The organism is Cohnella soli (assembly GCF_042655525.1).
Classification (GTDB): Bacteria; Bacillota; Bacilli; order Paenibacillales; family Paenibacillaceae; genus Cohnella; species Cohnella soli.
In genome coordinates, this window is sequence record NZ_JBHSMI010000015.1 from 183656 (window position 1) to 204183 (window position 20528).

General features: G+C 53.0%; 14 protein-coding genes. 12 read left to right on the forward strand and 2 right to left on the reverse strand.

Translation table 11 applies throughout. The annotated features are described in order from the left end of the window. The first annotated feature begins 89 nt into the window (after nt 1–89). The 6 genes from ACFPOF_RS08765 to rbsK are packed head-to-tail and all read left to right on the forward strand — an operon-like array spanning nt 90 to nt 9223. Nucleotides 90–1685 carry a hypothetical protein gene (locus tag ACFPOF_RS08765; RefSeq protein ID WP_378131645.1) on the forward strand — a complete coding sequence of 532 codons (1596 nt, stop codon included), beginning with the start codon at nt 90–92 and terminating at the stop codon, nt 1683–1685. A 54-nt stretch (nt 1686–1739) separates the two neighbouring features. Then, nucleotides 1740–3866 (forward strand): glycosyl hydrolase family 28-related protein, encoded by a 2127-nt coding sequence (locus tag ACFPOF_RS08770; protein ID WP_378131647.1) that lies wholly within the window; start codon nt 1740–1742, stop codon nt 3864–3866. Nucleotides 3867–3914: 48 nt separating this feature from the next. Continuing rightward, the gene (locus ACFPOF_RS08775) at nt 3915–5681 is read left to right on the forward strand and encodes a sensor histidine kinase (RefSeq protein ID WP_378131649.1); all 1767 of its coding nucleotides are present in this window, start codon (nt 3915–3917) and stop codon (nt 5679–5681) included. Then, nucleotides 5653–7314 carry a response regulator transcription factor gene (locus ACFPOF_RS08780; RefSeq protein ID WP_378131651.1) on the forward strand — a complete coding sequence of 554 codons (1662 nt, stop codon included), beginning with the start codon at nt 5653–5655 and terminating at the stop codon, nt 7312–7314. Before ACFPOF_RS08775 ends, ACFPOF_RS08780 begins: the two co-directional genes overlap by 29 nt. Before the next feature lie 32 nt (nt 7315–7346). Then, nucleotides 7347–8282 carry a nucleoside hydrolase gene (locus ACFPOF_RS08785; protein ID WP_378131652.1) on the forward strand — a complete coding sequence of 312 codons (936 nt, stop codon included), beginning with the start codon at nt 7347–7349 and terminating at the stop codon, nt 8280–8282. Between the two features lie 2 nt (nt 8283–8284). After that, nucleotides 8285–9223, forward strand: a complete 939-nt coding sequence (gene rbsK / locus ACFPOF_RS08790; RefSeq protein ID WP_378131653.1) for a ribokinase — start codon at nt 8285–8287, stop codon at nt 9221–9223. Between the two features lie 239 nt (nt 9224–9462). Here rbsK and ACFPOF_RS08795 read toward each other — a convergent pair whose 3' ends face one another. Further along, nucleotides 9463–10560: an SGNH/GDSL hydrolase family protein gene (locus ACFPOF_RS08795; protein WP_378131654.1), complete on the reverse strand. Its 1098-nt coding sequence runs from the start codon at nt 10558–10560 to the stop codon at nt 9463–9465. Between the two features lie 241 nt (nt 10561–10801). Between ACFPOF_RS08795 and ACFPOF_RS08800 the strand changes: the two genes are divergently transcribed. Both ACFPOF_RS08800 and ACFPOF_RS08805 read left to right on the forward strand, forming a co-directional pair. Further along, entirely contained in the window at nt 10802–11803 is a 1002-nt protein-coding gene (locus ACFPOF_RS08800) for a lysophospholipid acyltransferase family protein (RefSeq protein WP_378131655.1), read from the forward strand. Continuing rightward, nucleotides 11800–13056, forward strand: coding sequence for a hypothetical protein (locus ACFPOF_RS08805; RefSeq protein ID WP_378131656.1), 1257 nt, complete (start codon nt 11800–11802; stop codon nt 13054–13056). Before ACFPOF_RS08800 ends, ACFPOF_RS08805 begins: the two co-directional genes overlap by 4 nt. A 76-nt stretch (nt 13057–13132) precedes the next feature. Here the strand turns inward: ACFPOF_RS08805 and ACFPOF_RS08810 are convergent, their stop codons facing one another. After that, nucleotides 13133–14680 (reverse strand): glycosyl hydrolase family 18 protein, encoded by a 1548-nt coding sequence (locus tag ACFPOF_RS08810; protein WP_378131657.1) that lies wholly within the window; start codon nt 14678–14680, stop codon nt 13133–13135. 182 nt (nt 14681–14862) lie between these two features. On the opposite strand from ACFPOF_RS08810, the gene ACFPOF_RS08815 reads away from it, so the two are divergent. From ACFPOF_RS08815 to ACFPOF_RS08830, 4 genes are all read left to right on the forward strand, one after another. Beyond that, a complete protein-coding gene (locus ACFPOF_RS08815; RefSeq protein ID WP_378131658.1) occupies nt 14863–16473 on the forward strand; it encodes a helix-turn-helix domain-containing protein in 1611 nt (536 codons plus the stop codon). Beyond that, nucleotides 16470–18191 (forward strand): sensor histidine kinase, encoded by a 1722-nt coding sequence (locus tag ACFPOF_RS08820; RefSeq protein WP_378131659.1) that lies wholly within the window; start codon nt 16470–16472, stop codon nt 18189–18191. Before ACFPOF_RS08815 ends, ACFPOF_RS08820 begins: the two co-directional genes overlap by 4 nt. 416 nt (nt 18192–18607) lie before the next feature. Further along, a complete protein-coding gene (locus ACFPOF_RS08825) occupies nt 18608–19519 on the forward strand; it encodes an ABC transporter permease (protein ID WP_378131660.1) in 912 nt (303 codons plus the stop codon). Between the two features lie 13 nt (nt 19520–19532). Further along, nucleotides 19533–20477: a carbohydrate ABC transporter permease gene (locus ACFPOF_RS08830; protein ID WP_378131661.1), complete on the forward strand. Its 945-nt coding sequence runs from the start codon at nt 19533–19535 to the stop codon at nt 20475–20477. Nucleotides 20478–20528 lie beyond the last annotated feature (51 nt).

Consider the following 20528-nt stretch of genomic DNA (forward strand, 5'->3'; position numbering starts at 1 on the left):
CAGTTGTGTTTAGTTTAACTAGAAGGTATCGTGCTCGGCAGTGAGAAAGGTTGATTGCCGGTCATTACACAGAGGGAGCTAATTCGAATATGAAAATCAACTATAATATTGACCCGGCTTTGCTTGTGGACGAAGTAGAAGGACCAAAGGTTATTGCGATGATGAAGGAAGCGCGAGTAGACACGATTTGGTTGTGGGGATATTTTTACGGCTCGACATGGAGCAGCCTAGAGACAATCGCAGAGGCCGGAAGGATTGCCAGAAGCCACGGCTTCGAGGCGGCCATTATTCAATTGCCTGTCGGCCATCCCGGCAACAGCCTGAATCCCGACGACGACGCCATTCGGTTAAAAATTCCCGATCACTGGCGCTATCGCGAAGACAGCGCGGGCAAGCCTAAATATTATATCGGCGACATCGAGCCTGTCATGGTGCGCGAAAATGTCGAGTCGATTGTGGCGTTGCGCGATGCGGGCTTCACACGCTTCATGATGGATGACGATTTGCGCCTCGGCGAGCTGGGGGACGAAATTCAGGGCTGCTTCTGCGACATTTGTGTGAGCGAGTTCGGGCGTGCCTCCGGTCGGACATTGACGCGGGAGTCGCTTGTGCAAGCGCTGCAGGACAAGGCGGACACCGTGTTGATGAAGGAATGGGTCGGCTACAACTGCTCCAAAGTAACGAATATGATGAAAGAAATGAACGTTCCCGGCGTAGAACTCGGCATTATGGTTATGCATCTCGGCGACGAGCGGCACGGGATCGATATGCGCGAGATTCAGGAAGCGATTCCGGGATGCGAATTCCGCGTCGGCGAGCTGCATTTCAGCGACGGCGAGTTCGGCAGTCCGGAAGGAAAGGCAAGCGAGCTGCTTGGCATTCAGTATCATCTGAATCTCGTTGGCCGCGAGCGCACGGTCAGCGAGACAACAGTGTTCCCACCCAAATCCTTAAATGAGAACAATCTGATCTGTAAAGTAAAAATCGCCGTTTCCGCAGGCATCTCGGACATTTACTTCATGAGCGGCACATGGCTGATCGAGGAGTCTTATTGGAACGCCTGGAGCCGACAATATCCGGCGATTCGGCAAATCGCGGAATGGTGCGATCCCTACGAACGAGCCTATCCCGTGCATCTCGCCAAAGGAACGCACGGCGCGTATGGCGAAGCGGTTGAACCGCCGCTGCTTCCATATTACGCCGGGCTGCCGGTCAAACCGGTGCGTGGCAATGAGCCTGACACATCCGGCGAGGTGCTGCTGTTTTTCGGCGATTACCATATCGGGGCCGAATGGAAGGCGTGTTTCCCGCTTTACAAAACCGTTATTGTCGACAGCAAAGCGGCGGAGCGAAATAAGGATGTGCTGGGGAAGCTTCCGGCGAACGTCAAGATTTGGTCGCACGAGGCAGGTACATTGCCGGCGGAAACGGAAGTCGCGCTGCTAAGAAGCGAGCTTGAAGCTTGCGAAGCAATTGCTTCCGGTTTCCCGCGCTTAACGGAGGGGACGAACCTGGCGCTCGTCTCGCTTCCGGACAGAAACAGCGTCATTGTCATGAATTTGGAGGAGCATTCGAACGCCGGACGTCTTAAGCTCGGCGATCATCAGACATCAATCGAGCTGCCGGCTCTCGGATTCGCTTTAGTAGACGAACGGGACGGACAGTTCAACGTTCATTTGTTTTAAGCTATTGGCATGACCGCGTACACGACCGAGTAACCATTGGGAGGTAAGTGCGTTATGGAAAAAAGGGACGACAACGAATCGCAGAAAATCGATGGCATTTCTCGCCGCCAATTTCTGACTTATACGCTAGCCGGAACGGCCGCATTTGTGGCTGCCGGGGCGTTCAGCCCGATCACGGGTTATGCAGAGGGGAGCGGGCAGACGACCGCACTGACCGCTTCGGGCGAGAACATTAGCGTTAAAGATTTCGGCGCCGTCGGTGACGGGGTCGCTGACGATACGGCGGCTTTGACCGACGCTGCCGACTATGTCAATGCGATTCCGAACACGGACGGAACGCCTGTGCAGCTCTATTTTCCTAACGGCACTTATCGGTATTCTTCGGGCTTGTATTTCAACAGGCCGGTTATTCTATGTGGCAGTGGAGGCGCGAGACTTGTCTATGAAGGAACCGCTCACGCCGTCAAGCTTGGCAAAGACGGGATCGGCTATAATGATCCGGTCAACCCGCAAACGAAGCATGAGTTTTACGGCGTTCGCGACTTGATATTTTCGGGAGGAGCGAATGCGCAGCACGGGATATATGTGAACACATTCGTCGTCAATCCCCGCATCGACCGGTGCGTGTTCAAAAATTTCGGCAGCGCGGCGGGATACGCGATATTTTTTCAATCGGATAACTGGAACTGCTATGTAACGGACTGCATGTACGAGAGCGCCAACGATATTGCGAAAAATTTTATAAGAGCGAATGGGAAATCTGCTGCAGGCTTATCCGACAACGGCAATTCCCGCTTGAATGTCGTAGACTGCTTCGCGAATATCGGCGGAACGGTTGCGGGCGGAACAGGCGTCTACGTGAGCGGTTGGAAATCGGTCATTCACGGCGGCGGTTTCCAAGGGTTTAAACATGCCGTGCACATCGCGGACAATACGAATTACGTGGAAATCAATTCGACGTATGTGGAAACGATCTACAGTGGCTGCGAGGCCGTCATCGCAATGGGCGACCAGCCTACGACAGCGGTATCTCCGTTTTACGTAACGGGGCTCAAAGTCAAGGACATGTATGTGAATTTACATAATGTCTCCAATGATTATGTGCCTACCGATACGAAGTTTATTGTCTGCCTGAATGACAAAATCGCGCTCCGTAACGCGGACATCTCCGTTGATGTCTATATGGGCGGAAAATACCCGCTGCTTTTTTTGAACCCGATCGCAGGGCAGAGCGGCATCGACATCCGCAGTACGGGGAATCCGAAAATGTACGCCGCGTCCACCCCAAGCACGCTCCTGCTCTCCGATGCTGAGCGGGCGGTCAACTATGGCACGAATACGTGGTTCGACATTTGGCAGCGAGGGAACGGAGCGAGCTATACGGTCTCCGGATCGGGGATCTTCAAAGTGGCAGACCGCTACTATATTAGCCGCGACGGCATCGGCGGCGCATGCACTGTGACGAAGGAAACGTTTGCTCCCGGCCAGACGGCAGTGCCCGGTCATCCGAGTTATTTCCTGCGGTTAGCGAACAGTCAGACGGCTGCGGGAGCGACATACAATACGATTATCAACATGATTGAGGACGTGACGAAGCTGTCAGGCGAACGCGTGTCATTGTCGCTTTATTTGCGCTGTTCGAAGTTAATCTCCGTGCAGCCGGTGCTTGCGCAAATATTCGGCTCAGGCGGCTCGAGTCCTACCTATACTTCAGCCGGAACAGCTATCATCGGCACTTCATTCGAGAAGTATGTTTTTACGTTCGACGTACCGCGTGTGGACGGCAAAACATGGGGCGGCAATCACCGACTGGAGCTGCATCTCTCACTGCCGGTCAATCAAACTTTTACGCTCGATTGGGGGCCATGGAAGCTGAACAAGGGAGAATATCCGACGGAAAATTACCGGCCCGACAAGCTGGAAGAGTTGCGTAAATGTAAAGCGTTCTATGAAAGAGGGAACTTGAACCAGCTCATCTCAACCCATCAGCGGGGCGCGGTCCATTTTGCCAGCGAAAAATACCGTCAGCCCAATTGCAAAGCCCATGTTATCTATCAAGACGGCTCCGCCAACTATGATGCCGTTGTCTCCATCTTTACGGCAACCGACTTGGCCTATACACTGAATGCGATGGCGACCGATTCTTCCGTTGATTGGGAAGCAGACGCTGAATTGGTGTAAGCTTGCTAGGGCGATCTTAGCATTCGAGGAAGGATGGAGAAGTGGACGATGCCACGGGAAAAGCAGCCGAGATGGGGAATTTACAAGAAGTTGGTAGGCACGTTCCTTCTCATCCTGATTCCGATCTATGCGATCAGTCTCTGGATGAACCAGCAGGGTGCGGATGTCGTCAGGCGGGAAATCGCCAATTCGATGCAGCAAAAAACAGATTACGTCGTCACTACGCTGGAAAACGAGATCGATCGGATCACGACTTTGCAGCAGACGTTTATCAATGATGCCGATCTGAACGATTTGAGCATAAGGGCGGCGACGTTGACCGATTACGAGCGAACGAAAGCGTTCAAGGACTTGCAGGCGAAAATCGTCATGCTGGCCGAGTCCAGCAAGCTGATTCAGGATGTGTTCGTTTTGATGCCGAATCTGGACAAACGGCTGTCGGCCAAATCCAGATTTAACGTCGATTCGATGGATAGGGGTGAGTACGAGAGTCTGCTTAAAGCGGAAAATCGCATTTTCAACCCGGTGCATTACAATGGAAGACTATTGCTTCCGCTTGGATATCCAAGCGCGACACGTTCGCAATATTTGCTCGTTATTGAGCTATCGGTCGAGAAAATCAGCCGGGAAATGGACGTGTTCCGCTCTTATGAAGGCAACGTCACTTATTTGACCGACGATCATAACCAAGAGACGTTGTACGCGCATTCGGGCATCGGGGAAGCGGGGGGCAAAATTCAGGCGCTGGAGCGTGACGGAAGCGGAGAACTCGCGATAGACGGCACGCCTTATCTCATATTTGTCAAACGATCCGACATGCTGCAATGGAGTCTAAAGACGGCTTTGCCGGAAAATGTTGTTCTTAATCCGGTATATTCGATTAATCGCTGGTATGGGTATTTGTCTGCGGTTTCGATCATCATCGTACTGGTCGCTTCATTGTTGATCTACCGCTTGATCCATCAGCCGCTGAAGAAGCTTGTTACCGGCTTCCGCAAGGTGGAACAAGGCAAGCTTGATATTGTGATCGAGCGCCGCGACCATGACGAGTTTGCTTATTTGTATACGCAGTTTAACCGAATGGTTTCGAAGTTGAACGAATTGATTCAGGAAGTGTACGAAAAAACGATTTATAGCCAACAATCGGAGCTGAAGCAGCTGCAATCGCAGATCAATCCGCATTTTTTGTACAACAGCTTGTATATCATGTACTTGATGGCCGACGAAGAGGATTATAACGGGATTCGGACGTTGTCCAAACATCTTGGCGACTATTTCAAATTTATTACGCACAACAAAGCGGACATGGTCCCGCTTGAGCAAGAGCTGAATCATGCCAAAGTGTACGGTTCTATTCAGGAAATTCGTTTCAGTAACCGGATTTCGTGCGAGTTTACGGTAGAAGGCGATCTATCCGAGTGGCGCGTGCCGAGGTTGATCATTCAGCCGGTATTGGAAAACGCATTCGTACATGCTCACGAAAATACGGAGGAGAACGGACGAATTTCCGTACGCATATGTTGCGAACGCGAGTGTCTAACGGTTACGGTGGAGGATAACGGCAAAGGCATCAACCCCGAACGGCTGGCACAAGTTCGGCAAAGCTTGACGCACAGGCGCGATGAAACGGAAACGCACGGCATTGCCAACGTTCATAAGAGGCTGGCATTGCTATACGGCAACGAGAGCGGCGTCAGCATCGATCCGGTCGCAACAGGCGGGACAGCGGTCACGCTGCGAATGGAAGTCGGGCTTGTCGGAACGGGAGAGGAGGGGGAGTGTCAGCTTGCATCATATACTGGTAGTGGACGATGAGCCGCTTATCGTGCGCGGAGTATGCAACATTCTGAACGAGCTCGAGCAGGTGCGTGTCCAGTCTGTCTACACGCCGCGCGAAGCGAGACGAATTGCGGAGGAAGGCCGGATCGATATTTTGATCACTGACGTACGGATGCCGGGAATGAGCGGTCTGGATTTGGCACTGCATGTCAGGGAGCTTTGGCCGCGCTGCAAAGTCATTTTTCTGTCGGGACATGCGGATTTCGAATATTTGCAGTTTGCTCTACGTCATGGTGCGTTCGACTATTTGTTGAAGCCGTCGGACAGAGAGACGCTGCTTGGCCTGCTACGCAAAGCGATAGACTGCATCGCGGATGAAATTAGCGAACAGGCCGTCATGGACAGAACGCGTCAGCAAGTCAGGGACGCCCGTCCGCTGCTTGTCGAAACGTATATGCGAAAGCTTCTGATTGGAGATGCGGATGCGCTTGGTGAACTGTCCGAGCAATTGACGATGCTCGATATTCCGCTGCGGGCGGATAGTCCGCTCGTATTGCTCGTCGGACGTATCGACAGTTGGCCATCGCACTTGGGGCTCAAGGACAGACTGCTGTTGGAGTACGCCGCTTGCAATATTATGGAGGAATATTTGCAGTCGTTCAGCCGGATCGTCTCCGTCAAGGACGGGAAGAGCTTCGTTTGGCTCGTCCAGTCGTTGCGAGATGAGGAAGACGCGGCGCGGCATCATCTTTACATCCGAGGAATGCTGGAAAAAATACAGCAATCCGTGCGGCAGCTCCTTCGCCTGCCGCTGTCGATCGTCCTGTCGTCGCCCGCCGTGGCTTGGAGAGCGCTTGCCGGCGAATATCGCGCGATGTGCGGTCTGCTCCAGCAAGGAATCGGCCTGGATGAAGAAATTATTATAAGCGGCGCGGATGAGGACGAGACGGCAGATCAGAATGAGCGAGGCGGCGAGCATGACTACATTGCGGATACTGTCGGCAGGCTGCGGCTGCAACTGGAGACGAGGGAACGGGAGGCATTCAACGGAACGTTGTCCGCGCTTTTCGAGTGGGGACAGAAGAACGTGTTTGTCGACTACACCGTTCAGCTTGAACTGTTCAGCTCCGTATCGGCGATGTTGCTAGGTTTTATGAATAAGCGTAAGCTAGCGGAGACGATCGGACAAACCTTTCAACTGGAGTCTTTGTCTTCGTATCATGCTCATGACACGTGGAGCGATTTGCTAGATTATTATTTGCGCCTGGGCGGCGCGCTGTTCGACCGGATCGAGGCGGAGCGGGTTGACCAGAAGAGAGAAATCGTTGATAGATTAGACCGTTATGTCGCGGAAAATCTCGATCAGGATTTATCGCTGCCGCGGCTGGCGGACATCGTGCATTTGAGTCCTCATTATTTGTCGAGAATCTATCATGCAGTTAAAGGGTATCCGCTTGCTGATTATATTGCCGAACTGAAGCTCGGCACAGCTAAACGATTGCTTGCATCACAGGAAATGAAGGCACAGGATGTCGGCCGGATGATCGGGTTTGAGGATATGTCTTATTTCGGCAGGTTTTTCAAAAAGCATGCGGGCATGACGCCCGGCGAATATAAGGAAGCGGTGAAAAGCGGCCGATTGGCGGTAAGTTCGGAGCGTCAAAAATAGCTGTTATGGCGTTTGATAGGAGGAAGATAAAAATGAATATGTCCAAGGATTGGTTGCCTCCGTCGCAGCCAGTCAAAATCATCCTTGACACCGACATTGGCCCGGACTGCGATGATGCAGGCGCCCTGGCGATTCTTCATGCGCTGGCAGACAGAGGCGAAGCGGACATCATAGGCGTTATGCACAACACATCCAGCCCGTGGGGCGCGGGCTGCATCGATGCGATCAACGTTTACTATGGACGTCCGGATATTCTGGTCGGCACGTTGAAGGACGAGGGATTTCTCGTCGGTGAATCGTACGAGAAATACAACAAATATATCGCACAGCATTATCCGAATCGCTGTGCGGACGGCTCCGGCGTCCCGGACGCGACGGCGCTCTTTCGTCAACTGCTCGCTGCGGAGTCGGATCGTGCCATGACCATCGTAGGTATTGGCCCGCTACGCAACTTGCGTCTGCTGCTGGAATCAGGTCCGGACGAGCTTAGTCCGCTTGACGGAGCGGCGCTTGTCGCGGCGAAAGTCGAGCGGCTCGTCGTCATGGGGGGAGCGTATCCTTCCGGTGAAGAGTGGAATTTCCTGATGGACCCGGCTTCCGCTAGCCAAATATGCGAGCTGTGGCCGACGCCGATCCTCTTCAGTGGATTCGAGATCGGGGAGAACTTATTGACGGGAGCGCGTTTGTTCGAGGAGGCTCCCGCCGACCATCCGGTACGGCAAGCCTACTCGCTGTTTCTGGAGGGGGCGACGAGCCGGAGCAGTTGGGATTTGATTACCGTGCTTTGCGCAGTTAGAGGCTGCGAGCCTTACTGGGATATAGAAGCTGGCGGAACAGTCGAAATCGATGAGCGCGGCGGTAACGTCTGGCGACAAGATCGTTCCGGCAAGCACGCATATATCAAACCAAAGCTTGATCCCTTGCAGGCGCAGAGCCTTCTGGATGAACTGCTCGTATGGAGGCGGTAACGATGGGGACGCTTAATCGTAAAGTCGTTGTTTTCGGAAGTTTGAACATGGACATCGTCGTCAGTATGGACAGATTGCCTCAAGCCGGAGAGACAGTCACCGCGCGGGGAAGCCGCCTGCTGCCCGGCGGCAAAGGAGCCAATCAAGCGGTCGCCCTCGCCCGTCTTGGCGCAGATGCCGATCTCGTCGGCGCGGTCGGGGACGATGAATTCGGTGCGCGTCTTGTCGAAGGGATACGCCAAGAGGGATTGTCCGCGGCCACGATTCGCATCACCGATTCCATGCCGACCGGAACCGCGATGATCTATCACGCCCCCGCCGACAATTGCATCGCCGTCGTACCTGGCGCTAATGCGAGCTGGGATATCGCGCTCGTCAACAGTTGCCGAGAGATGATCGCCGGCGGAACGATCGTATTGGCGCAGCTCGAATTGCCAGTGCAGGCAGTTACTCGCGCGTTCGAGATTGCTAAGGAGAACGGTGTTCAAACCATTCTGAATCCGGCGCCGGTACCTGCGAGCGGCATTCCCGAATCGCTGCTGCGGCTGACCGATATTCTTACGCCTAACGAAAGCGAATTTCGGGCGCTATGCAACCGCGATTGCGATACCGACGAGCTTCTTGAGGCAGCGTTGCTGGAATGGGAGACTACGAATAGCCAACGGGTACTCGTAACGCGCGGAGCTATAGGCGCCTCGTATCTGGAAGCCGGGCATTTGCGCACCGTTCCTTCTCTGGCCGTCGAAGTCGCCGACACGACGGGGGCCGGGGACACGTTTAACGGAGCGTTATGTTTCGGCCTGGCGAACGGATGGTCGTTCGAGCGGTCGGCAGAGTTCGCTGCAGCGGCGGCTTCCTTGTCCGTGACCGGGCTCGGGGCACAGGCAGGTATGCCAACTTACGAGGCGGTCATGTCGCGGATATCCGCGGAATTGTCGTAACAGTTTCGACGCACATGCAATTATTCATAGCAAGAAAAAGGCCGTCCCCGCATAATCGCCGCGCAATCCTCGGACGATTTGTGGAACGGCCTTTTTAGCATGAAGCGTCAGAGGCTTTGCACCAGGGTTTCACGAAAAATTGCCGAATTTCTAGAATGAGTTAATGCTCGAGACGCATTAAGTCCCGACAGATATAAGCTTATTGCCGTTTTACATCGCGATCGCCTCAGCGGCAACGCCTATAGAAGCTCCCTAATGATAGGCTCCAACGATTTCGCCATGCGGATGAACCCAAGGTCTGTCGGGTGCACGCCGTCTACGGTGCATTCCTCTGCGTCCTCGCCGAGCAGATTCGATCCGTCTACAAAATGGATATTGGCGTCCCCTTCACGGCGCAGCCGCTCGACCGTCTCCTCCTGGACTTTCTTTCTCCCTTCGTGCAAGCTTTGCATCTTTTCGTAGTACCGATCTCCGGAGTATTGGATTTTGGAAATGACAACAATAGGCACGTCGGGATGGCGTTCGCGATAAAGGTGAATAAATTGCGGCAAAGTCGTCGAGATTTCCTCGATTGTCCCCGAATTGGCTTCATAATCCAGAATCAGCATGGCCGGGTTCGCTATTTCCGCAATCGTCCGAGCGACTTCCGGTTCTCCTTTGCCGTTCCCGGAAAAACCGAGGTTAATAAATTCCATTGGAATCGAGCGGCTCAAAATGTTCGGATACGCCATTCCGGGGCGCGTCGCGCAGCCGCCCTGCGTAATTGACGTGCCGTAGATGACGATGGGCTTATCGCTGGCATAGCTTGGAGCCGCGCCGATTGTCGCGTCCGGGTCGACGCCGATCCATACTTCCTCTACGCCCTGGTAGAGCGGAAAGTTCAAGGTAACGGCAAACTCCCGTTTTTCACCCCAATTGTACATCTCGGCTTCATATTCCGTGCAAGCAGGATCAAATCGCGTCGTGCTGAGATAGTGCTGATTTCCAGGGTCGCCCAAATAGCAATCGATTCCGCTTTGGCCCGTTGCCGGCATATGATACATATCGCTTGGCCCTCTTAGCTTCACCTTAAGCGACAATCTGGAAGAATTCGTACGGAACCGGATTTGTCCGCCTGCGGTGCAATTCGCAAGCTCATCGACTGCTGTAGGCAGCGGCAGCGCCGGAGACGAAGGAAGTCGCCTGTATTTGCGTTCTTTATCGAACCAGGCAAACCCCGCGATATGAAATGGAGCTGCAGACGGCGACAACCATTGCAACGAATCGTGATCGATTTTTTTAATAGACATGTTCGAATCCAGGCGAATGACATCGATTCGTTTCGGATTTGACGGCATAACTTGGAGACTCCCCCTCGGCACGTTGACGTTCTATGTTCCTTTTTTTGTATTCTATCATACTGGGATTCGAAAAAGTTGAAATTCGTTCATGGGACGAGCGCCAGTCAAGCTTGATTTCAAAAATTACCCCTTTTTAGGTATGGATGATCTGCCCGCGACGCCCTACACTATAACAAGAAAAAAACGGACGACGAAACGAGCGTTTCGCTTCCGAAGCGGAAACAGCATGGGGTGGAGTATGAAAACGATAGAAGCGAAGATTTATCCCGTTACCAACGATTTACTGGCATCGATCGAACCTTATTGGACGGAGCTTTTCGGAACGCATGACTGGTTAATCGGTGATGTATACAAGGGGCTTTCCCTGAATTTTGTCAATAGGGTCATGTTCCAGGATGCCGCAGGTCTGGACGCGATAAGAGGCAAATCGGTGCTCTACTTGGCCAATCATCAAACGGCGGTCGAATCGCTTCTGTTTATCTACTTGATCGGAGGAATAACGCGAACGAGAGTTTTTGCGGTAGCCAAGGAAGAGCACAAATCGTCCTGGATCGGCAAGCTCCACCGGCATTCCAAGCGGCATCGGTCCGGAACGCCCTACGATGTCATCCTGTATTTTGACCGGAGCAAGCCGGCGTCGTTCCTCGACATCTTGGACGGTATGGGCAGCCTGCTGCAGCAAAGAAACAAGTCCATACTGATTCATACCGAGGGAAAACGGGCGTTATCTTGCCGGGAGGCGACGACCAAAGTAAGCAGAAAAACGCTACAGCTGGCGATGCAAGCCAATATCCCGATCGTACCGGTGAGGTTTGCCGGAGGACTGCCCGTGGAACAAGCGAACTCTGCTTTAACGTACCCGACCGGCTTCGGGAAGCAGGACATTTACGTGGGTAGCCCGATCGATCCGGTCGAGCTGGCGAAGCTTGATTTTTCCAGGCAAAAGGAAGTCGTACTGAGTGCCATTAATCAATTGGGAGTTCCTGTCGAGGAGGAGCTTCCGTCGCGGCCAAACGTGCCATTCAAGGAAGAGGTGCGAGCGCTGGCAAAGCGAACCGGCCTGTCGACCGAGCTCGGTCCGATCATGGCGGCGTTGAAGCAACTGCCCGAGCCCAGCCGGGATTTTACGGAGCTGCTGCAGCTGCTGGAAGGCAGGGGGAAGGTCGATGAGGACAGAGCGGCGAACCCGTGGATAAGCGAGGTCCCCGGCCTATTCGAGGAGAGCGGGAACCGGAGATGAACGTAACCGTGCGGGCGCGAAGTTTTATCTATTTTTTCATCTCTTTTCTCGGGACAGGCATTCAAAATATTATTCCGCAAGTCTTTTTCAGCCAGAACGTTCAGGAATCGAAAATGTTTTGGCTGTCCGTTTGCTTGGTGCTCGGTTCGGTCGGGAGCATCGTTATCATTTGGTGTACCCATTCCGCAAAGTATTTTCGGATGCAAGGATCTCGGCCGCGGTCGATCAAATGGGTGGTCGCCATTTCATTAGCGCTCTCGGTCCTTGCCTCTGCCTCATTGTTGCTGGCTGCGCATATCGCGCTTTTCATGGCGAGCTTCTTCTTGACGAGAACCGCTTCCCAGCTATTCATTAATGTAATGGACCGCTACTATGTGCACGTGCTTCCGAAAGCGGATATTTCGAGCCATTCCCGGAATACGACGCTGTCGCAATTGATCGGCATGATGCTGGCTCCCATCTACTTCTCTTTGACGCTTCACAGGTTTTCGCCCCTCCTTAATTGGCTTGTTCTATTTGCAGGTTTCTCTGCGGTAGCGGTCATTGTGTGGCATGATTTACGCCGTCTTCCTCAAGGCGAGCCAATTGCCGTTTCTTCCAGTTCGGCGGCGAGAAGCGGGGCAACGATCGGGGCATACGAAATCCTGTTTCTGGGTTACGTGATTGCGCTTTCCTCGGCTTCGATGCTCTTTTCAAGCAACCTCATCTTTGCGCTCGCCGACTTGTATCATATGGAACATGCCGTCGTCCGGAGCGGCTTGCTGCTGACGATCATTCATGTCATGGCGATTGTCGCCGTATTTATGACGAAGCTTGCCCGTGGCCGGAGCATGACGGTTCGCATTCACCTGCCCTTATCTTTGCTGATGCTTGCAAGTTTGGTGCTTTTCTTCTTTCCGGCCAATGCGGGCATCGGGTACCTGGCTGCCATCGGGGCGTCGATCGGCTGCGTATACGGGCTATTTTCGCTATATGCCCGGAAACACGCCACCGAATGGTCCGTGCAAACGGGCCGACCGGTCCTCCTGTCCCTCTATAACAATCAATCGAGTTATGCGATTGTCGTCTCGTCGTTGGCGGCGTTTGTCCTCTCGTTGATTTCCGGCCCCCATATGGACATGTATTTGCACCTGCTGATTGCGAGCGTCTCGTTGTTTGTTGTCATTGCCGTCCTCATTGCCGCGTATCTGGGTTTGCGTAAGAGCAAGGCGGCTGTTGACGGAGGGCAAGGGCAGTTGAGCGCTGATGTGTAATCGAAGAGCCAGTAACTTCCGGCGATGGATACAATCCGTCGCCGGTTTCCAGTATACGACCCTTCAGCACGAAGCGTCAGAGGTTCTGCACAAGTTTGGTCAGCAACGTTAGCCCCGAGTCCTGACTTAGTTCCCATGCCATGACGCCTCCTAGTTTGTTGCGCTTTACGTATTCCGCCTTGTACCCGATCGACTCGGGATCTTCATAGGCGATAAACGTCCCGCCGTTCGCTGCGCTGTAGAGCCAAGGCGTTTTCGTACGTTCGTTCCAGTAGCGGGTGTAGCCGTTGCCGCCGCCGGCCCAATTTTGCTTGACGAGCGTGGCGTAGCTGTACGAGCCGCTGCCGAGAGTGCCGTCTGTAGAACCGCTACAGCTGCTGTATTGTCCGTGATCCGCCGTACCGCAGCCTGTCCAACTGCGACCGTAAAACGGAACGCCCATGACGAGTTTCGCCGCTGGGACACCATCATTCTTGTAAGCCTGCACCGTAAAGTCGATATTCTCCTGCGCGGAGATCGGATCCGCCGAATCGCCGTACAACGGAGCGTTATGCCCGCTCTTCTTCTCCCAATCGCCGTGATAATCGTAGGTCATCAGATTGATCCAGTCGACGATGCCGGCAACGTTCTTGGCTTCGATGTTGCCGACGTTTTCCTGCGCCGCTCCGACGGCGATCGTCAGCAAATACGTGCGGCCGTCTTTCGTCCCGGCGGCATTTAATTTGTCGCGCAGCGTTTGCAGCAGCAGCGTAAAATTGCGCTTGTCTTCCGGGCGATGTTTGTTGCCGGCGAGTCCGCCGGAAACCGGATACTCCCAATCGAGGTCGACGCCGTCGAAGCCGTGCTGACGAATAAATGCGACGACGCTGTCGGCGAACAAATTGCGCGCGTAGATAGAAGCGGCAGCGTCCGAGAACCGCCCGGACCACGTCCAGCCTCCGACGCTGATCAGCGTCTTCAGCTTCGGGTTCGCCGCCTTCAGCTTGCGGAGAGCCGCGAAATTCGCCTTGTCCGCGTCGGCGTCGCCAAGCGAGATTTGTCCGTTCTCGATGTTGGCGAAAGCATAATTGATATGCGTAAGACCAGCCGTCGCAAGCTTGGACGAATCATACTTCTGATAGAGCGCCCAAGAAGGATAATAGCCGATCACTTTGTAAGCCGACTGAACGGCCACCCCGTCTTCACCCTGCAAAGACGAAAGTGCAACAAGTCGCGCAGACGCATCCCATTGCACGGTGATTTGCAGCAGAGAAGCGATCGGGCGAAGCGGAAGAAATAACGTCGAGTCTCGCAAAAGCGGCGGGAATGCCAATGTTTGTGATTTCCCGTTCACGTACGCCGTGGCGCTGCCGGCAGCCATGTCGATCGTTAGGCCGGATTTATGTATAGAGAATTTGCCCGAACTTAGCCAATTGATTGTCAATCCGAGCGATTGCAGCAACGGTCTCGCTTGCGCGTATGTAGTGCCATTGATTGACACAGGGGGATTCGTAAACCGGATAGCATCCCCGTCGTAGGCGACTTTAATCTCGTTATCCGCGTGACCATTTTGTGTCGGATAGAAGATCAGCGCGGCGAGAATCAAGACGATCACAACGCCGAGCCGGGTTCGCAGTCGAAGCATACTCTCACACTCCCGTTGATAGTTTCCAGCAAAGCTAGTTCTATTTTCCGGGAAGGTGATAGACGTTGTAAACGCGATAATTATGGAAAAAGACAGGATGATTCTCAGTTTCGTACATACATGCAACCGACAAGTCTATGATATATTAGTGTGCAACAGATAGACGACCAGGGAGGCGCAGGATGTACAGGCTGCTGATTGTGGATGACGAACTGTATGCCGTAAACGGGATCAAGTCGGGCGTGATGTGGGAATTGCTAGAGTTTACGGAAGTATACGAAGCTTACAACGTCGACATGGCGCGTGCGATTATGGTAGACCATGAGATCGATATCGTCATATGCGATATAGAAATGCCCGACGGCAGCGGCCTCGAACTGCTTGGCTGGATGCGGGAGCAAGGCGTGAACGCAGAGCTGATTTTTCTCACATGCCACGCTGATTTTCGATATGCGCAGAAGGCGATCCAACTTGGCAGCATGAACTATTTGCTCAAACCCGTCGACTTCGTCGAGTTGGAAAACATCGTGCTGCAAGCGACTTCCAAGATCAAGATGAAGCAGGAAGCCGACCAAAGCCAAAAAGAGCTGCGAACGTATTACGAGCTGTGGCACAAGCGCAAGCCGCTGCTCTTGGAACGATTCTGGCACGACGCGATGGCGGGCAAAGCGGATGAGCGGCAACTCAGCGCTTTCGTCGTCGATTCCGAGCTTCATTCCCGATCCTCGTTTCTGCCTCTGCTCATCAGTATCGAAAGCTGGCATAAGGATTTCAGCGCAAGCAATAAAGAAATTATGGAATACGCGCTTCGCAACGTTGCGGAGGAGATCATCCTGTCGGGTCACCCCGGCATCGTCATGGAGGATGAAGAAGGCTCCGCGATCGTCATTTTCTTCAGAAACGAGCCGCAAACGCTGCAGATGCAGGACATTATTCGCCGCTGCGATACGTATATAACCAATTGCAAAGACATCTTGTCTTGCAGCGTATCGTGTTATGTAGGCCGGCAAGGGCCGTTGAGCCAGTTCCGTCAGCTGTATCAGGAGCTGCAATATTTGGAGCGCACGTTCGTTACCCGCTCGCAGAAAGTCGTCTGTTATTCGGAGGAAGCCGCCAAATCGACGGATGACATGGAAGCGTTCACAGAAATGGTGGAATGGTCCGTGCTATTGGAAAATGGGAAAAATCAGCAGTTGCAAGAGGAAGTCGCGGCCAAACTAACCTCGCTTGAGAAACGCAAAGACTTGAACATCGTCCATCTACAAGCTTTCTATTACGGCATGCTGCAAATGTTCCATTACGTGCTGCACAAGAAACGGCTTGTCACCGTGTTCAAGGACGAGGCGTGGCTGTTGAACGAGCGGGCGGCGACGCGTTCCATTCGCGAACTGCAGGCGTGGAGCGAACGGGCGCTGGAGCATCTGTCGCATACTCTGCGCAAGCAGGAAGACGAGGTATCGTTAACGGAGAAGGTGAAGCGATACATTCACGACAATCTCGATCAGGACTTGAACCGGGAGCAACTCGCGCAATACGTGTACTTGAATCCGGGTTACTTGTCGCGGTTGTTCAAGAAAGAAACGGGAGAATCGATTACCGACTACATCCTTAGAGAGCGGATGCAGCAAGCGCACCGGGAAATCGTCCACTCGGACAGTCCGATCAGCATTGTCGCCGGATCGTTGGGTTATCACAGTCTGTCCTACTTCGGGAAAATGTTTAAGCGCATCTACGGCGTTAGCCCGCAGGAGCTTCGCAGCGGGATGTCGGCGAGCGATCGGGCAAACGTATGAGATATTACCGCTCGTTGCCGTTTAAGTTGGGAGTGGGTTTTGCAGGCATTATCGTTCCGCTTATTTTACTACTGCTCTACAACAACCTGTACTCCATGAACGTCGTGCGCAAGCAAGTGGCCGAGTCGCATAAAAGCATGCTGGAAATTTATACGAATCAGATGGATTCGTTCCTGGAGCAGACGAGCAATTATTTGCTGCGCCTCGCTTTCCAATACGCCGGAATTACTTCGCTGAGCTTGAACGATCCGGAGAGCGACGAGTATACGCTGACCAAAATCCAGGTCCGAAATCAGATCGACGAAGATATTTCGAAATACAATTGGGTCGGTATGCTGTTCGTGTACTCCCCTGGCAGCGCCGATCTCATTACGACCGAATCGGGCGATGCGGGCAAGCAGATTGTGAGAGAGCAACTTGCCGGAATGCTGGCGGACAAGCGGTTCGATCCGGCGAATTACCAGACGTGGCGTGCCGTCTCGCTGAATGGGGAGGCGTGTTTGATGCGGCTCGTCCAGAACGATTTTAACGTCTACACAGGCGCATGGATTAGCGTGAAGCGATTAATGGAGCCGATGAGCGCGATTCAGCTTTCGGATTCGGGGCGTGCGGCCATCCTCTCCACCGCGGGCGACATCCTGACACCGTCCACTTTGCGGCAGGACGAGCTTCCGGCGATGTTAAAAATGCTGTCCGAGTCGGACAAAACTTACGGTACGCTTTCGTTGTCCAGCCGAACGCTCGTCGTCAGTCACGCATCGCGGCAATCGGATACGATTCTGCTCGTCATGACGCCAGAGGAGAAGCTGCTGTCGAACTTGCCTTTATATCAACGCATTATTTACGTCGTACCTTTTGCCGCGCTGTTGATTTTACTTTTGTTCCTGTTCTTCGTCCGCTCTATTATCCTGAAGCCGATTAATCAACTGTTGATCGGGATGAAGCGGATCAAGGAAGGGAACCTCAGCTTCCGGCTGAAACGCCAGTCATCCAAGGAATTCGGCACGATGGCCGATATGTTTAACGAGATGGCCGCCGAAGTGACCGATTTGAAAATCAGCGTCTACGAGGAGCAAATTCGCTGGAACAAAGCGGAGATCAGGCAGCTCCAGTTGCAAATTCAGCCGCACTTCCTGCTGAACTCGTTGAACGTCGTCTACAATCTGGCTGAATCGAAAGAATACAAGCTGGTACAGAAAATGATCCGCCATCTGATGAACTACTTTCGTTTCATTACGCGAACTTCCACTCCGCTCGTACGCATAGACGAAGAGCTGAAGCATATCGACACGTATTTGCAAATTCAACAAATGCGTTTCCCGCAGTCGCTGTCATACCGCATCGATCTCGCTGCTGGAATGGAAGCCGTTATGTTGCCGCCGTTGCTGTTCCAGCCTTTCGTGGAAAATGCGATCATTCATGGCTATGACAAAATATCGAGAACATGCACCGTACATATTTCCGTCGATCCGGACGAAGATGAACCGACATCCCAGTTCCGAGTGACGATTGCCGATAGCGGACGAGGGTTTGCCGAGGAGCAAGCGGATCGGCTCACACTCGGCGCGGCAGATGATTACGAGCATATCGGCATTCGTAATGTTGTGCAGCGACTTAAGTTCCATTACGGCGATCAGGCGCGGCTCACCTTCTCCAATAAGCCCGAAGGCGGTGCCGTTGTTTGTCTGTACTTGCCGATTCAGACGACGGCCGGATAAATCGCAATGAGCAACCTCTTTGGCCAATATCCCCTTCGTACAGGAAAGCTTAGCGCCGCCGGGTAGCAAATCCCTTTTGCCAAAATCCCGCTCGCTCAGGAAGTGTAATCGTTGTGAACAGGCAGTCGTTAAGTCGTTAGTGGGGGAGGTGTCCGGGGACGTTTCTAAACCGATACTGTACTCCTGAGCGAAGGGGATATTGGCACGAGGGAAATAGAATGCGTGTTTCCCTAGGTCTCTCCCATAATATGTCAAATAGCGGCGCAGGGAGTAAGCCCCCCCTTAACGCCGCTATTTTTTCGAATCGGCATCCCCCTCGATCTTCCGGCACAGAGTCACAATTGTGTTATGCGAAGTGACGATTGTCATATAGCCGCTCCATTACAATAAAGCCGAAGAGAGGAGGGGACACAGCTATGATGGCAAAAGCGAGAGGCAAACACGCTGCTTTGTGGTTCATGATGCTGCCGGGTTTGCTTTACTTGCTGCTCAACAATTATTTCCCGATGTTCGGCGTCATTATCGCGTTCAAAAACTTGAATTACGACTTGGGCATCTTCCGAAGCGAGTGGGTCGGCTTCAACAATTTCAAGTTTCTATTCGCCACATCGGACGCAGTCACCATTACGAGAAATACGTTTTTGTACAATGTGGTGTTTATTACGTTTAATTTGGTTCTTTCTCTCGCCGTCGCGTTGCTGCTGAACGAGGTGCGCAAGAGATTTTTCCAGAGCATGTACCAGAGTATTATTTTGCTGCCGTACCTGATTTCCTTCACAATCGTCGGCTACTTGGTGTACAGCTTCCTGAGCATGGAATACGGCTTTCTGAACAAAGCGATTTTGGAGCCGCTCGGGTTTGAGCCTATTGCTTGGTATTTGGAGCCGAAAAAGTGGCCTGTCATTCTCGTACTCGTGAACGCGTGGAAGTACGTGGGCTACTCCAGCATTATTTATTTGGCTGCGATGGCCGGCGTCAGCTCCGAATATTACGAAGCGGCCCGGGTAGATGGAGCGAGCCGGTGGCGGCAAATGATCAACATTACGCTCCCGCTCATCAAGCCGGTCATTATCGTCATGCTGCTGCTGAACATCGGTCGTATTTTTTACGCGGACTTCGGCTTGTTCTATCAAGTTCCGCTGAACACGGGTATTCTGTTCCCTACGACCAATGTTATCGACACTTACGTCTATCGGGTGCTGATCCAGACGGGGGATGTCGGGATGTCGGCTGCGGCAGGGATGTTCCAATCGATCGTCGGTTTTGTATTAGTGTTCTCTGTTAATCAATTAATTCGCAAAGTAGACAGCGAGAATGCATTGTTCTAGGAGGGCCCTATAGATGAGTAGCTTACATGCGGCGAGTGCATCGCCGTTGACGGAAACCAGCCATCGGAGCAGCAGCGTTCGATTGTCGTTCGTTCCGATTCTGATCCACGTCTTCTTCTGGGTCATCTGCTTGGCGTGTCTCATTCCTTTGCTGCTGGTGCTGGTCGTATCGTTTACCGACGAGAAGACGATTCTGGCGAACGGTTACTCGTTCATCCCGGAAAAGCTGAGCCTGGACGCGTATCGTTACCTGTTTTCCGATTCGAGCGCGTTGCTTCACGCTTATGGCATCAGTGCGATCGTTACGATTGCGGGGACGATTGCGAGCTTGTTGATGACTTCCATGCTGGCCTATCCGCTCTCCCGGCAAGATTTCAAGAAAAGAAAGATCGTTACGCTGTTCGTATTTTTCACCTTGCTGTTTAATGGCGGATTAGTGCCGTGGTACTTGGTGTACACGAATGTGCTGCATTTGCAAAATACGCTGTTGGCTCTTATGATTCCGAGTTTGCTGCTGAGCGGATTCTACGTGCTGATTATGCGGACTTTTTTTGCCAATACGATTCCGGGTTCGATTATTGAGTCCGCGCAAATCGACGGAGCCGGGGAGTGGCGGATTTTTTTCCAGCTTATTCTGCCGATCTCTTTGCCTGTGCTTGCGACGGTCGGATTGTTCACAGTGCTCGGCTACTGGAACGATTGGTTTAACAGTCTGGTGTTCATTAGCGACAGCCGGAATATTTCTTTGCAATATTTGATGACGAAAACGTTGCTGAATATTCAGTTTCTGCAGAGCAGTGCGCAGAAGTCGGGCAGCGTGCAATTTCTGTTCGATATGCCGACGGAATCGGTGCGTATGGCGATGGCCATTATCGGCATGGGGCCAATGGTGCTGGCGTATCCGTTTTTCCAGAAATATTTGATCAAAGGTTTGACTGTAGGCGCAGTGAAAGGCTAGTTCCTCATTCTGCTAGGGAGGTGGTGTCGGCGGCGGCCGGCTAGCTTGTCA

Coding starts and splice junctions, on each gene's coding strand:
- ACFPOF_RS08765 (WP_378131645.1), top strand. CDS start 90: ATGAAAATCAACTATAATATTGACCCGGCTTTGCTTGTGGACGAAGTA.
- ACFPOF_RS08770 (WP_378131647.1), top strand. CDS start 1,740: ATGGAAAAAAGGGACGACAACGAATCGCAGAAAATCGATGGCATTTCT.
- ACFPOF_RS08775 (WP_378131649.1), top strand. CDS start 3,915: ATGCCACGGGAAAAGCAGCCGAGATGGGGAATTTACAAGAAGTTGGTA.
- ACFPOF_RS08785 (WP_378131652.1), top strand. CDS start 7,347: ATGAATATGTCCAAGGATTGGTTGCCTCCGTCGCAGCCAGTCAAAATC.
- rbsK (WP_378131653.1), top strand. CDS start 8,285: ATGGGGACGCTTAATCGTAAAGTCGTTGTTTTCGGAAGTTTGAACATG.
- ACFPOF_RS08795 (WP_378131654.1), bottom strand. CDS start 10,560: ATGCCGTCAAATCCGAAACGAATCGATGTCATTCGCCTGGATTCGAAC.
- ACFPOF_RS08800 (WP_378131655.1), top strand. CDS start 10,802: ATGAAAACGATAGAAGCGAAGATTTATCCCGTTACCAACGATTTACTG.
- ACFPOF_RS08805 (WP_378131656.1), top strand. CDS start 11,800: ATGAACGTAACCGTGCGGGCGCGAAGTTTTATCTATTTTTTCATCTCT.
- ACFPOF_RS08810 (WP_378131657.1), bottom strand. CDS start 14,680: ATGCTTCGACTGCGAACCCGGCTCGGCGTTGTGATCGTCTTGATTCTC.
- ACFPOF_RS08815 (WP_378131658.1), top strand. CDS start 14,863: ATGTACAGGCTGCTGATTGTGGATGACGAACTGTATGCCGTAAACGGG.
- ACFPOF_RS08820 (WP_378131659.1), top strand. CDS start 16,470: ATGAGATATTACCGCTCGTTGCCGTTTAAGTTGGGAGTGGGTTTTGCA.
- ACFPOF_RS08825 (WP_378131660.1), top strand. CDS start 18,608: ATGATGGCAAAAGCGAGAGGCAAACACGCTGCTTTGTGGTTCATGATG.
- ACFPOF_RS08830 (WP_378131661.1), top strand. CDS start 19,533: ATGAGTAGCTTACATGCGGCGAGTGCATCGCCGTTGACGGAAACCAGC.